The organism is Microbacterium sp. BR1, assembly GCF_002812725.1.
In the GTDB taxonomy this organism is placed as follows: domain Bacteria; phylum Actinomycetota; class Actinomycetes; order Actinomycetales; family Microbacteriaceae; genus Microbacterium.
Window position 1 is genome coordinate 145,467 of record NZ_NMUN01000004.1, and the last position, 13,178, is coordinate 158,644.

General features: G+C 69.0%; 11 protein-coding genes and 1 pseudogene. 9 read left to right on the forward strand and 3 right to left on the reverse strand.

Annotated elements, in window-relative coordinates; genetic code table 11:
• Positions 1-36 precede the first annotated feature (36 nt).
• Entirely contained in the window at positions 37-1,086 is a 1,050-nt protein-coding gene (locus CGU35_RS04970; RefSeq protein ID WP_100810511.1) for a zinc-dependent alcohol dehydrogenase family protein, read from the reverse strand.
• Between the two features lie 141 nt (positions 1,087-1,227).
• Positions 1,228-2,010: an IclR family transcriptional regulator gene (locus CGU35_RS04975; RefSeq protein WP_100811288.1), complete on the reverse strand. Its 783-nt coding sequence runs from the start codon at positions 2,008-2,010 to the stop codon at positions 1,228-1,230.
• Between the two features lie 179 nt (positions 2,011-2,189).
• On the opposite strand from CGU35_RS04975, the gene CGU35_RS04980 reads away from it, so the two are divergent.
• Genes CGU35_RS04980 through CGU35_RS04990 form a run of 3 tightly spaced genes read left to right on the forward strand, consistent with a single transcriptional unit; the run spans position 2,190 to position 4,847 of the window.
• Positions 2,190-2,972 carry a CoA transferase subunit A gene (locus CGU35_RS04980; protein ID WP_100810512.1) on the forward strand — a complete coding sequence of 261 codons (783 nt, stop codon included), beginning with the start codon at positions 2,190-2,192 and terminating at the stop codon, positions 2,970-2,972.
• A gap of 1 nt (position 2,973) precedes the next feature.
• Positions 2,974-3,627, forward strand: a complete 654-nt coding sequence (locus CGU35_RS04985) for a 3-oxoacid CoA-transferase subunit B (RefSeq protein WP_181003407.1) — start codon at positions 2,974-2,976, stop codon at positions 3,625-3,627.
• On the forward strand, positions 3,624-4,847 hold the full coding sequence (locus CGU35_RS04990; protein ID WP_374935771.1) for an acetyl-CoA C-acetyltransferase: 1,224 nt from the start codon (positions 3,624-3,626) through the stop codon (positions 4,845-4,847). Before CGU35_RS04985 ends, CGU35_RS04990 begins: the two co-directional genes overlap by 4 nt.
• A gap of 133 nt (positions 4,848-4,980) precedes the next feature.
• Here the strand turns inward: CGU35_RS04990 and CGU35_RS04995 are convergent, their stop codons facing one another.
• Positions 4,981-5,232, reverse strand: coding sequence for a hypothetical protein (locus CGU35_RS04995; protein ID WP_100810513.1), 252 nt, complete (start codon positions 5,230-5,232; stop codon positions 4,981-4,983).
• Between the two features lie 327 nt (positions 5,233-5,559).
• Here CGU35_RS04995 and CGU35_RS05000 point away from each other — a divergent pair, with 327 nt between their 5' ends.
• The 6 genes and pseudogenes from CGU35_RS05000 to ilvC all read left to right on the forward strand — a co-directional run bounded on the left by CGU35_RS05000 (position 5,560) and on the right by ilvC (position 13,088).
• A complete protein-coding gene (locus CGU35_RS05000) occupies positions 5,560-7,008 on the forward strand; it encodes an alpha,alpha-trehalose-phosphate synthase (UDP-forming) (protein ID WP_232711156.1) in 1,449 nt (482 codons plus the stop codon).
• A complete protein-coding gene (locus CGU35_RS05005) occupies positions 7,005-7,883 on the forward strand; it encodes a trehalose-phosphatase (RefSeq protein WP_100810514.1) in 879 nt (292 codons plus the stop codon). The genes CGU35_RS05000 and CGU35_RS05005 overlap by 4 nt, the downstream gene beginning before the upstream one ends.
• A 9-nt stretch (positions 7,884-7,892) precedes the next feature.
• Entirely contained in the window at positions 7,893-9,611 is a 1,719-nt protein-coding gene (gene ilvD / locus CGU35_RS05010) for a dihydroxy-acid dehydratase (protein ID WP_100810515.1), read from the forward strand.
• An 81-nt stretch (positions 9,612-9,692) separates the two neighbouring features.
• Positions 9,693-11,499 (forward strand): annotated as a pseudogene (locus CGU35_RS05015) (acetolactate synthase large subunit).
• Positions 11,500-11,501: 2 nt separating this feature from the next.
• Complete coding sequence (gene ilvN, locus CGU35_RS05020) at positions 11,502-12,011, forward strand: acetolactate synthase small subunit (protein ID WP_100810516.1); 510 nt, start codon at positions 11,502-11,504, stop codon at positions 12,009-12,011.
• A 51-nt stretch (positions 12,012-12,062) separates the two neighbouring features.
• Positions 12,063-13,088: a ketol-acid reductoisomerase gene (gene ilvC, locus CGU35_RS05025; RefSeq protein ID WP_100810517.1), complete on the forward strand. Its 1,026-nt coding sequence runs from the start codon at positions 12,063-12,065 to the stop codon at positions 13,086-13,088.
• Positions 13,089-13,178 lie beyond the last annotated feature (90 nt).

Here is a 13,178-nt window from a genome sequence, read left to right on the forward strand (position 1 = left end):
GCCATCGCGCCTCCCGCCGGTCGGTAGAGCAGGAGGTCAGGGCTTGAGCAGCACCTTGATCGCGCGGCGCTCGTCCATCGCGGCGTAAGCCTCGGCCGCCTCATCGAGGGGCAGCGTCAGGTCGAACACGCGACCCGGCTGGACGACGCCGTTCCAGACATCCGGCAACAGCTCTTCTATGTAGTTGCGGACGGGAGCGACGCCCCCGCGCAGGCCGATGTTCGCCCCGAAGAGCGATCCCACGGGCACCGAGTTGCCCTCGGCGGGAACGCCGACGAATCCGACCGTGCCGCCGGGGCGCGCCGTGGCGATGGCCTGGTCCATGCTCTCGGGGGTGCCGACGCATTCGAGAACCGCGTCGGGTCCGATGCCGTCGAACAGGGCCTTGGCGGCGGCGATCCCCTCGGCGCCGCGCTCGGCGATCACGTCGGTCGCGCCGAACTCGCGACCGAGCGCCTGACGGGATGCGTGGCGAGACATCAGCACGATGCGCTCCGCGCCGAGGCGCTTCGAGGCGAGCACGGCGCAGAGCCCGACGGCGCCGTCACCGATCACGACGACCGTGCTGCCGGGACCGACCCCGCCGGATAGGGCCGCGTGGTGACCGGTGCCGAAGACATCCGACAGCGTCAGAAGGTGGGGAATGAGGTCGTCGGAGGGGTACTCGGGGGTCTTCACGAGCGTCCCGTCGGCGTGCGGCACGCGGACGTATTCGCCCTGGGCTCCGTCGGCGAACCCGCCGAAGTGATCGCGCGAGCCCCACCAGGAGTGCTCGAGGCACGACGTCGAGACGCCGTTGCGGCAGTTCACGCACGTCATGTCGCAGTCGTAGAACGGTGCGATGACGAAGTCGCCGACCGCGACGTTCTCGACCTCGTTGCCGAGCGCCTCGACCACTCCGACGAACTCGTGCCCGATGCGCGAGCCCGGCTTGGGGGTACGCACGCCGCGGTAGCTCCACAGGTCCGAGCCGCAGACGCACGCCGCAACGACCCGGACGATGGCGTCGCGACCCGAGCTGAGTACGGGGTCGGGGACTTCTTCGACTCGGATGTCTCGGGCAGCATGGATCGTCGTCGCGCGCATGATCTCAGCCTACGGCTCGGGTGCGGCAGGCGGCAGGGATGCTGTGGCCTCGCTCGCCTGCCCCCACCGAACGGTCGCGACTCGCCGTGTGGCCGCGATGTTGCGCGGCGAGTCGCGACCGTTCGCGGTGGATGGGCGGGGTCAGCGCCCGGCGGCGGCGATGCGGGTCGAGAGCTGGTGTGCGTGCGCGAGCAGCGTGCGGCCGAGGCCCGCCAGGCGGTCCGGGCCGAAGCGGAACTCGACCCCCGTCAGGCTCAGCGCCCACTCGGGGTACCCCGCGCGGTTGAACACGGCCGCCCCGACACCCCAGCTGCCCTCGACGATCAGCCCCGGGTTGACCGCGTAGCCGCGGTCGCGCGTTTCGGCGAGGCGCGTGCGGAGCGGTGCGAGGCCGTGACTCGCGCCCCATGATTCGTCGAGGTCGGGGCGGCGCTCGAGGTAGGCGTCGACGTCGGCCTCGGGCAGGAAGGACAGGATCGCCAGCCCCGCCGAGGCGACGCCGAGGGGAAAGCGGACGCCCTCGCTCAGCACGAACGAGCGGATGGGAAAGGCCCCTTCTTCGCGCAGCAGGCACACGGTCTCGTCGGCTCGCCGCACCGACAGGAACGCGCTCTCCTCGGTCTTGACGGCGAGTGAGCGGACGATGTCGCGGGCCAGTGTCGTGATGTCGTACCGGGCGGCGGCGACCGTCCCCATCAGATACAGTTCGGGCCCCGGCATCCATCGCGCGCTCCGCTCGTCCTGATCGACGAGGCCCTCGGCTCGGAGCGCCGACAGCAGCCGATGTGCCGTCGAGCGCGACAGGTCGGCGCGACGTGCGAGGTCCGCGGTCTGCGCTCCCTCGGTGCCCGCGGCCGTGACGAGGCGCAGGAGGTGCGCCGCGCGGCCGATGGCCTGGGCGCCGGGAACCGTGCGAGTGTTCATCATGTGGACGCTAGCCGTCGGGTGAGCCACATCGCAAGGCATTTCTTGCGGTCGGTGGAGCCGAGAGACAAGCTGGAAAAGGGAATGGGCTACGGATGCCCTCGACGCACCGTGACCGGATCGTGGACACAGCGGTCGGGTCTGGCCACATTCGCGAACGTGCGACAAGGGAGTGACGCGTGATCGACAAACAGGTGACGACCCCGGCCGAGGCCGTGGCGGACATCCCGGACGGCGCTTCGCTCGCCGTCGGAGGGTTCGGGCTCTCGGGCAATCCGATCGCCCTGATCGAGGCGCTCCTCGCGCAGGGCACGACCGATCTCAGCATCGTCAGCAACAACTGCGGCGTGGACGACTGGGGCCTCGGCGTGCTGCTGAACGCCCGCCGCATCCGCAAGATGACGTCGTCGTACGTCGGCGAGAACAAGGAATTCGAGCGGCAGTTCCTCGCCGGTGAGCTCGAGCTCGAGCTCACCCCGCAGGGCACGCTCGCCGAGAAGTTGCGCGCGGGCGGATCCGGCGTCGCGGCCTTCTACACGCGAACGGGAGTCGGCACGCAGGTCGCCGAGGGCGGGTTGCCCCGCCGGTACGACGGAGCGGGCGGGATCGCTGTGGCGTCACCGACGAAGGACGTCCGCGTCTTCGACGTCGCGGGTCAGTCGCGCGAGTACGTGCTCGAAGAGGCCATCCTGACGGACTTCGCCCTCGTGCACGCACGGAGAGGTGACCGCCACGGCAACCTCGTGTTCAACAAGGCCGCGCGCAATTTCAACCCGCTCGCCGCGATGTCCGGGCGCGTCTGCATCGCCCAGGTCGAAGAGCTCGTCGAGCCCGGCGAAATCGACCCCGATCAGGTGCATCTTCCGGGTGTTTACGTGCACCGCATCGTCGAGGTCGGGACCGACATCGAAAAGCGCATCGAGCGTCGCACGGTGCGGGCAACCGGCTCGGAAGGGAACTGACATGCCACTCGATCGCCTGCAGATGGCCGCGCGTGCCGCCGCCGAGCTGACGGATGGCTCGTACGTCAACCTCGGGATCGGGCTGCCGACCCTGGTGCCCAACTACGTGCCGGATGACGTGACCGTCGTGCTGCAGTCCGAGAACGGCATTCTCGGCGTGGGGCCGTACCCGGACGATGCGGATGTGGATCCGGATCTGATCAACGCCGGAAAAGAGACGGTAACGACCCTGGCCGGGGCGTCGTTCTTCGACTCGGCCACGAGCTTCGGCATGATACGCGGCGGCAAGATCGATGTCGCCGTGCTCGGTGCGATGCAGGTCTCGCGTACCGGTGACCTGGCCAACTGGATGATCCCGGGGAAGATGGTCAAGGGTCCGGGAGGCGCAATGGATCTCGTGCACGGAGCGGCCCAGGTCATTGTGCTCATGGAGCACGTCGCGAAGGATGGTTCGGCGAAGATCGTCGACGAGTGCTCGCTGCCCCTGACCGGGCGTCAGGTCGTCGACCGAATCATCACCGACCTGGCCGTGATCGACGTGACGCCCGACGGACTCGTGCTGGTGGAGGTGGCACCGGGTGTGACCGTGGCCGAGGTCGTCGCGGCGACCGAGCCGCACCTGACCGTTTCGCCCGCACTGGAGGAGAACGCATGAGCGCCCTGCCGCAAGAACACATGCCGCACGAGAGCATCGAGCCGGACGACATCGTCATCGTGGCCGCAGCCCGCACGCCCCAGGGGCGGTTGAAGGGTCAGCTCGCGTCTTTCACGGCGCCCCAGCTCGGCGGCTTCGCCATCCGCGGCGCGCTCGAGAAGGCCGGGATCGCAGCGGATGCCGTCGACGCCGTCGTGCTCGGGCAGGTGCTGCCCGCCGGGTCGGGCCAGAACCCCGCGCGCCAGGCGGCGCTGGCCGCGGGGATCGGATGGGAGGTGCCCGCGTCATCCGTCAACAAGGTCTGCCTGTCGGGTTTGACGGCAATCATCGACGCGGCACGCATGATCCGGGTCGGCGACGCGGATGTCGTGGTCGCGGGCGGCATGGAGTCCATGACCCGCGCCCCGCACCTGCTGATGGGATCGCGCGACGGATGGCAGTACGGCAGTGTCGAGGTGCTCGACCACATGGCCCTCGACGGGCTCACCGACGCGTACGACAACGAGAGCATGGGCGCGTCCACCGAGCGCCGCAACGACCGGTTCGAGGTGACGCGCGAGCAGCAGGACGCCGTTTCGGCGCGCTCGCACCAGCGTGCCGCAGCGGCGACCGAGGCGGGCGTGTTCGCGGACGAGATCGTGGCGATCGACGTGCCGCAGCGGCGGGGCGATGCCGTCCGCGTGACGGCGGATGAAGGCATCCGTCCCGAGACGACGGTCGAGACGCTCGGGCGCCTGCGGCCCGCGTTCGCGGAGGGCGGGTCGATCACGGCGGGCAACTCGTCGCAGATTTCGGATGGCGCGGCCGCTGTGGTCGTGACGCACCGCGCCCACGCCGAGGCGCGCGGGTGGCCCGTGCTGGCCGTGATCGGGGCGAACGGGCAGGTCGCTGGGCCGGACAACTCGCTGCACGCGCAGCCCGCCCGGGCCATTGCGAAGGCGCTCGAGAAGCAGGGACTGACTCCCGCCGACCTCGACATCGTCGAGATCAACGAGGCGTTCGCGGCCGTGGTCGTGCGTTCCCAGGCCGAGCTGGGCCTGGCCGACGACGTCGTCAACGTCCACGGCGGGGGCATCGCGGTCGGGCACCCGATCGGAGCATCCGGGGCGCGGCTCGTCGTGCACGCGGTGCACGAACTCGGTCGTCGGGGGAGCGGCACCGCCGCTGTCGCGCTGTGCGGCGGCGGGGGCCAGGGCGAGGCGCTGATCCTCACGCGCTGAGCGGCGCGCGCTGAGCGGCACGCCGAGATCGCCGCCTGTTGCCGACTCCGCTACTCACTTGCGGTGGATAACCGGCGTACTCGGCGCGAAGGGGCGGGCTCGGTGCACGTTGCGGGATCGGGCGGACGCCGGGTTACCTGTGCAGGCGCTTCTTCAGAAGCTTCTGCTCCTTGCCGTGGACGGGGGAGTCGTCCGCGATGACATGGCCGCGCGACGCACGGTACGTGTCGACGATCGCGCCGATCGCGAGCGTTGCCGTGATTCCCCAGCTGATCCAGGCGAGGGCCTCGCGCCAGGTGAACTCACTGTCGCGGGCTCCGCGCAGCAGCGTGATGCCGCCGGTGATGGCGGAGATGATGCCCGTTCCGAACAGGTACTTGCGCATGGTCCCACGCTACCGAACGTCACCCGGGCCGCGCTCGCGGTTGACATTTCGCCGCCGGTGCCCGAAGCATCCGCCCGTTTTTCCGCCGCGCCGCCCGTTTTGTCGCCCCTGCGCAGCGTCCTCCCACCTCGGAACACCCCTTCCGCCGCGAAACACCTCGGGTCTGGGGTGCCTCGCCGCAAGAGGGGTGTTTCGGCGAAGGGGGCGGCGGACGGATGCCGGGGGCCGGACGCCGGCGCGGAACGGATGCGTCGCCGAGGTATGCCGACACGCCAGATACCCTGGAGGCAGCACGCATGCCCGTCCCGATGCTCGTGAGAGGCCCCCGTGACGACCGACCTGCCCGACCGCGCCGACTTCGTCGTCGTCGCAAATCGACTGCCCGTCGACCGCGCCGAGGACGGCGAGTGGCGGCGGTCGCCGGGTGGCCTCGTGACGGCCCTGGAGCCGATGATGCGGCGCGCGGACGGTGCGTGGGTGGGATGGCCGGGCCAGGCGGACCTGGAGCTCGAGCCCTTCGAGTTCGAGGGCACGCACCTCGTGCCGATCTCGCTCAGCGCCGACGACGTCGAGCTCTACTACGAGGGCTTCTCGAACGACACGATCTGGCCGCTCTACCACGACGTGATCGCCGCGCCCCGGTACAGCCGCCTCTGGTGGGAGTCCTACGTCCGCGTCAACCGGCGCTTCGCCGAGGCGACCGCGGCCGTCTCTGCCGAGGGGGCCACCGTCTGGGTGCAGGACTACCAACTGCAGCTCGTGCCCAAGATGCTGCGCGAGCTTCGCCCCGACCTGACGATCGGGTACTTCCACCACATCCCGTTCCCGGCGTACGGGCTGTACTCGCAGCTGCCCTGGCGCAAGCAGGTGCTCGAAGGGCTGCTCGGCGCGGATGTCATCGGGTTCCAGCGCGTCGCGGATGCCGGCAACTTCGCCCGCGCCGTGCGTCGTCAGCTGCGGTACGACACCAAGGCCTCGGGGATCTCGGTGCCCATGGGCGACGGCCGCACCCGGATCGCCCTCGCCAAGGCGTTCCCCATCTCGATCGACGCCGAGTCGTACGCCGAGCTGGCCCGCTCGCCCGAGGTCCAGGCGCGGGCCGCCGAGATCCGCGAGGGGCTCGGCAACCCGCGCAAGATCCTGCTCGGAGTCGACCGGCTCGACTACACCAAGGGCATCCGCCACCGCATGAAGGCGTTCGGCGAGCTCCTGACGGACGGCAAGCTCGACACCTCCGACGTCACGCTCGTGCAGGTCGCGAGCCCTAGTCGCGAGCGTGTCGTCGCGTATGCCCAGCTGCGCGACGAGATCGAGCTGACGGTCGGGCGCATCAACGGCACGTTCGACACGATGGGCCACACGGCCATCCGCTATCTGCACCACGGCTATCCGAGGGAAGAGATGGTCGCTCTTTTCCTCGCCGCCGATGTGATGCTCGTGACGGCCCTCCGCGACGGGATGAACCTCGTCGCCAAGGAATACGTCGCCTCGCGCATCGACAACCGCGGCGTGCTCGTGCTGAGCGAGTTCGCCGGGGCCGCGGATGAGCTCGGCAGCGCGCTGCAGATCAACCCGCACGACATCGAGGGGCTCAAGGAGTCGATCATGCGCGCCGTCGAGATGCCCGGCGCCGAGCAGGGACGCCGGATGCGGTCGCTGCGGCGTCGCGTGTTCGAGCACGACGTCGAGGCGTGGTCGCAGAGCTTCGTCGCCGCGCTGGATGCCGCGCGTCGACGCGACCGGGGCCCCGCCCCGAGAGAGGTTGCACCCGCATGAGCGAACGCGAACTGAACGATCTGCTCGGGCCGCTCGCCGCCACGGAGAAGCTGCTCGTCGCTCTCGACTTCGACGGCACGCTTGCGCCCCTGATCGACGAGCCGATGAAGGCTCGGGCGTTGCCGGCGTCCCAGGACGCGGTCGCCGATCTCGCCGCGCTTCCCGACACCTTCGTGGCATTCGTCTCGGGACGGATGCTCGCCGACCTGCGGGTGATCGGCGAGCACGACGACGAGTCGCCGGTGTATCTCGCGGGTTCGCATGGCGCCGAGTTCTGGTACCCGGCCTCCACTGCCACCCCTCAGCGTGAGGAGAGGACTTCGGCGGGGGAAGAGGACGCTGAGGTGGGACGAGTCCTCTCGCCGAGCCGAACTCCTCGTACCGAGCAGGCGGCGGAGCAGGGCGCCGAGCCGGACGACGTGGATGCCGACGCTGTGCGCGCCGTCGCCGACACCATCGTCGCCGACATCGAGGGCGCGTGGATCGAGCACAAGGCCCTGGGTTTCGCTCTCCACACGCGCTTGAGCACGGCCGAGGATGCCGCGCGGGCGACGCACGAGATCGACGCGCTCGTCGTCGAGCGGGCGCCGGGATGGCGGCGGCGCACGGGGCAGGACATCCTCGAGTTCTCGTCGAGCCACGCGGGGAAGGATGCCGCGATCGCCGCTCTGCGCGAGCAGACGGGTGCGACGGCCGTGTTCTTCGCGGGGGATGACGTCACGGACGAGGATGCGATCGCGCACCTGACCGAAGGCGACCTGGGCGTGCGCGTCGGGCCGGGGGAGACATCCGCCCGCGTGCGTGTCGCAGACGCCCAAGAACTCGCCGGAGTGTTGTGGACCCTGGCGCGGATGCGGGCGGCACAGCAGGAATAGACTCGGGGGATGGCTCCGTACGACCCTTCCGACAGTTCCCCCGTCGATATCAAGCCCCGCTCCCGGGTCGTCACCGACGGCATCGAAGCGACCACCTCGCGCGGAATGCTCCGCGGCGTGGGCATGGGCGACGCCGATTGGGAGAAGCCCCAGATCGGCATCGCGTCGAGCTGGAACGAGATCACCCCCTGCAACCTGAGCCTGGACCGCCTGGCTCAGGGCGCGAAGGAGGGCGTGCACGCCGGCGGCGGCTACCCGCTGCAGTTCGGCACGATCTCGGTATCCGACGGCATCTCGATGGGTCATGAGGGCATGCACTTCTCGCTCGTGTCGCGCGAGGTCATCGCCGACTCGGTCGAGACCGTCATGATGGCCGAGCGCCTCGACGGCAGTGTGCTGCTCGCGGGCTGCGACAAGTCGATCCCCGGGATGCTGATGGCCAGCGCCCGCCTCGACCTCTCGAGCGTCTTCCTCTACGCCGGGTCGATCGCACCGGGCTGGGTCAAGCTCAGCGACGGCACCGAGAAGGACATCACGATCATCGACTCGTTCGAGGCGGTCGGTGCCTGCCTGGCCGGCAAGATGAGCGAGGCCGACCTCAAGCGCATCGAGTGCGCCTTCGCGCCGGGCGAGGGTGCCTGTGGCGGCATGTACACGGCCAACACGATGGCGTCCGTCGCCGAGGCCCTCGGCCTCAGCCTGCCGGGTTCGGCCGCGCCGCCGTCGGCCGACCGCCGCCGCGACGCGTTCGCGCACCGCTCGGGCGAGGCCGTCGTGAACCTCCTGCGCCTGGGCATCACGACCCGCGACATCCTGACCAAAGAGGCGTTCGAGAACGCGATCGCGCTCGCGATGGCCCTCGGCGGTTCGACCAACGTCGTGCTGCACCTGCTCGCGATCGCGCGCGAGGCGGACGTCGACCTCAGCCTGCACGACTTCAACCGCATCGGCGACAAGGTTCCGCACGTCGCCGACATGAAGCCGTTCGGCCACTACGTCATGAACGACGTCGACCGACACGGGGGCATCCCCGTCGTCATGAAGGCGATGCTCGACGAGGGTCTGCTGCACGGCGACGCCCTCACGGTCACGGGCAAGACGCTCGCCGAGAACCTCGCCGAGCTGAACCCCGACCCCGTCGACGGAACCGTCATCCACACGTTCGACAACCCGATCCACGCGACCGGCGGCATCACGGTGCTGCACGGTTCGCTCGCTCCCGAGGGTGCGGTCGTCAAGACCGCCGGCTTCGACGCGAGCGTCTTCGAGGGCCCCGCGCGGGTGTTCGAGCGCGAGCGTGCCGCGATGGACGCGCTGGAAGAGGGATCGATCGCCCCGGGCAGCGTCCTGGTGATCCGTTACGAGGGCCCGAAGGGTGGCCCCGGAATGCGCGAGATGCTCGCGATCACCGCCGCCATCAAGGGAGCCGGGCTCGGAAAAGATGTACTACTCTTGACGGACGGACGATTCTCAGGCGGCACAACCGGCCTCTGCATCGGCCATATAGCACCCGAAGCGGTGGACGCAGGTCCCATCGCCTTCGTGCGCGATGGTGATCTGATACGGGTCGATATCGCAGCTCGCACTCTCGACCTACTCGTCGATGAGGCTGAGCTCAGCTCCCGCCGCTCTGGCTGGGAACCGCTGCCCCCGCGCTACACCCGAGGCGTTCTGGCCAAGTATTCCAAGCTCGTGCACTCCGCCGCGGAGGGCGCGGTCACGGGATAGCCCGCGTCCGAAGGATGCGGCGTTTCGTCGGTCCTCTGCCGGCGAATCATCACAGTCATTCCGATCGCAAGGATTCTCACCATGCCCGCCGAATCTGCCACGGCCATTCCCCGGCCGCCCGCTCGCACCGCGTCCGCGCCCGTGCTCACGGGTGCGGAGGCGGTCGTCCGCTCCCTCGAGCTGCTCGGCGTCACCGACGTCTTCGGGCTGCCCGGTGGAGCGATCCTGCCCGTCTACGACCCGCTCATGGACTCGACCGCCCTGCGCCACATCCTCGTGCGCCACGAACAGGGTGCCGGTCACGCTGCCGAGGGTTACGCCTCGGCATCCGGACGCATCGGCGTCGCCATCGCGACGTCGGGCCCGGGCGCGACCAACCTCGTCACGGCCATCGCCGACGCCTACATGGACTCGGTGCCGATCGTTTGCATCACGGGTCAGGTGTTCAGCACGCTGATGGGCACGGATGCGTTCCAGGAGGCCGACATCGTGGGTATCACGATGCCGATCACGAAGCACTCGATCCTGGTCAAGCGCGCGGAAGACATCCCGGCCGCGATCGCTTCGGCGTTCGAGATCGCGGGAACCGGTCGTCCCGGTCCCGTGCTGGTCGACATCACGAAGGACGCCCAGCAGAACGAGGCGCCGTTCATCTGGCCGCCGAAGATCGACCTGCCCGGCTACCGCCCGGTGACCAAGGCACACAGGGGATAAGCAGATCCAGGCTGCGGCGCAGCTGCTCGCCGCCGCCAAGAAGCCCGTGCTGTACGTCGGCGGCGGGGTGATCCGCTCCAAGGCGTCGGCCGAGCTGCTGCGTCTCGCCGAGGCGACGGGTGCGCCGGTCGTCACGACGCTGATGGCGCGCGGGGCATTCCCCGACTCGCACGAGCAGCAGCTGGGAATGCCCGGCATGCACGGCACGGTGCCCGCGGTGCTGGCGCTGCAAGAGGCCGACCTGCTCGTCTCGCTCGGCGCGCGCTTCGATGACCGCGTGACCGGCAAGGCCGCGCTCTTCGCCCCGAACGCCAAGGTCGTGCACGTCGACATCGACCCGGCCGAGATCGGCAAGATCCGCGCCGCCGATGTTCCCATCGTGGGTGATCTGCGCGACGTGCTCGTCGACCTCGAGGGCGCCTACGCCGCCGCGGCGGCCGAGGCGGAGCCCGACATCTCGGAGTGGTGGTCGTACCTCGACGGTCTGCGCGAAGAGTTCCCGCTCGGCTACGCGCCGACGACAGATGGCCTGATAGCGCCGCAGTACGTCATCCAGCGCATCGGCGAGCTGACCGGCCCCGAGGGCATCTACGCCTCGGGTGTGGGACAGCACCAGATGTGGTCGGCGCAGTTCATCAAGTACGAGCGTCCGAATGCGTGGCTGAACTCCGGCGGCGCCGGCACGATGGGCTACTCGGTGCCCGCCGCGATGGGCGCCAAGGTCGCCGAACCCGAGCGTGTCGTATGGGCGATCGACGGCGACGGATGCTTCCAGATGACCAATCAGGAGCTCGCGACCTGCACGATCAACAACATCCCGATCAAGGTCGCGATCATCAACAACTCCTCGCTCGGCATGGTGCGCCAGTGGCAGACGCTGTTCTACAACAGCCGCTACTCGCACACCGACCTGAACACGGGCCACGACAGCATCCGCGTGCCGGACTTCGTCAAGCTCGCCGAAGCCTACGGATGCCTCGCCATCCGCGTCGAGAAGGAAGAAGACGTGGACGCGGCGATCAAGCTGGCGCTCGAGACGAACGACCGCCCGGTCGTGATCGACTTCGTCGTGAGTGCCGACGCGATGGTGTGGCCGATGGTGCCGCAGGGCGTCAGCAACAGCTTCGTCCAGTACGCGCGAGAGCACTCGCCGGCGTTCGGACAGGAGGACTGACGATGAGCAAGCACGTATTGAGCCTCCTGGTCGAGGACAAGCCCGGTCTTCTGACCCGTGTCGCGGGGCTCTTCGCCCGCCGCGGCTTCAACATCGAATCCCTCGCCGTGGGAGTCACCGAGGTGCCGGGTCTGTCGCGCATCACGGTCGTCGTCGACGTCGAAGAACTCCCGCTCGAACAGGTCACCAAACAGCTCAACAAGCTGATCAACGTGATCAAGATCGTCGAGCTCGACTTCGCGACCTCCGTTCAGCGCGAGCACATGCTCGTCAAGGTACGCGCCGACAACGCGACGCGTTCGAACGTGATCGAGGTCGTGAACCTGTTCCGTGCCTCGGTCGTGGACTACTCGATCGACGCCCTCGTCATCGAGGTGACGGGCGATCACGGCAAGATCGATGCGTTCCTGCGTGCCGTCGAACCGTTCGGCGTGAAAGAGCTGGCGCAATCCGGCCTGCTCGCCATCGGTCGCGGTGGTAAGAGCATCACCGAGCGCGTCCTGCGCGGCTGACCCGCGACGTCCGACTTCACAAAACCCGCAAACAAGGAGAACCACACGAACATGGCCGAGATCTTCTACGACTCCGACGCCGATCTTTCGCTCATCCAGGGCAAGAAGGTCGCGATCGTCGGCTACGGCTCGCAGGGACACGCGCACGCCCAGAACCTGCGCGACTCCGGTGTCGAGGTCGTCATCGCGCTCAAGGAGGGGTCGAAGTCGGCTCCCAAGGCCGAGGAAGACGGATTCCCCGTCAAGTCGGTCGCCGAGGCCGCCGAGTGGGCCGACCTCATCATGATCCTCGCGCCCGACCAGCACCAGCGCGGCATCTACAAGAACGAGATCGCCCCGCACCTGAGCGCGGGCAAGACCCTCGCGTTCGCGCACGGCTTCAACATCCGCTTCGGCTACATCGACGCCCCCGAGGGCGTCGACGTGATCCTGGTCGCGCCCAAGGCGCCGGGTCACACGGTGCGTCGCGAGTTCGTCGCGGGTCGCGGCATCCCCGACATCATCGCCGTCGAGCAGGATGCCTCGGGCCAGGCTTGGGACATCGCCAAGTCGTACGCCAAGGCCATCGGCGGCACCCGCGCCGGCGTCATCAAGACGACCTTCACGGAAGAGACCGAGACCGACCTGTTCGGTGAGCAGGCCGTGCTCTGCGGTGGCGTCTCGCAGCTCGTCCAGTACGGTTTCGAGACCCTGACCGAGGCCGGCTACCAGCCGCAGATCGCGTACTTCGAGGTACTGCACGAGCTCAAGCTCATCGTCGACCTCATGTGGGAGGGCGGCATCGCCAAGCAGCGCTGGTCGGTCTCCGACACCGCCGAGTACGGCGACTACGTCTCGGGACCGCGCGTCATCGACCCGCACGTCAAGGAGAACATGAAGGCCGTTCTCGGTGACATCCAGTCGGGCGCGTTCGCCGAGCGCTTCATCGCCGACCAGGACGCCGGAGCCCCCGAGTTCCTCGCACTGCGCGAGAAGGGTGCCCAGCACCCGATCGAAGAGGTCGGTCGCGAACTGCGCGCCCTCTTCGCGTGGAAGCAGCAGGACGCCGATTACACCGAGGGCAGCGCCGCGCGCTGACCTCGCTCTCTGAGCCGAGCACGCTCGGATTCCAGACCAGTCGTCCCACCAGGCTCGGCTGAGCCCGGCCGTCACACCCCCGCAACCCGG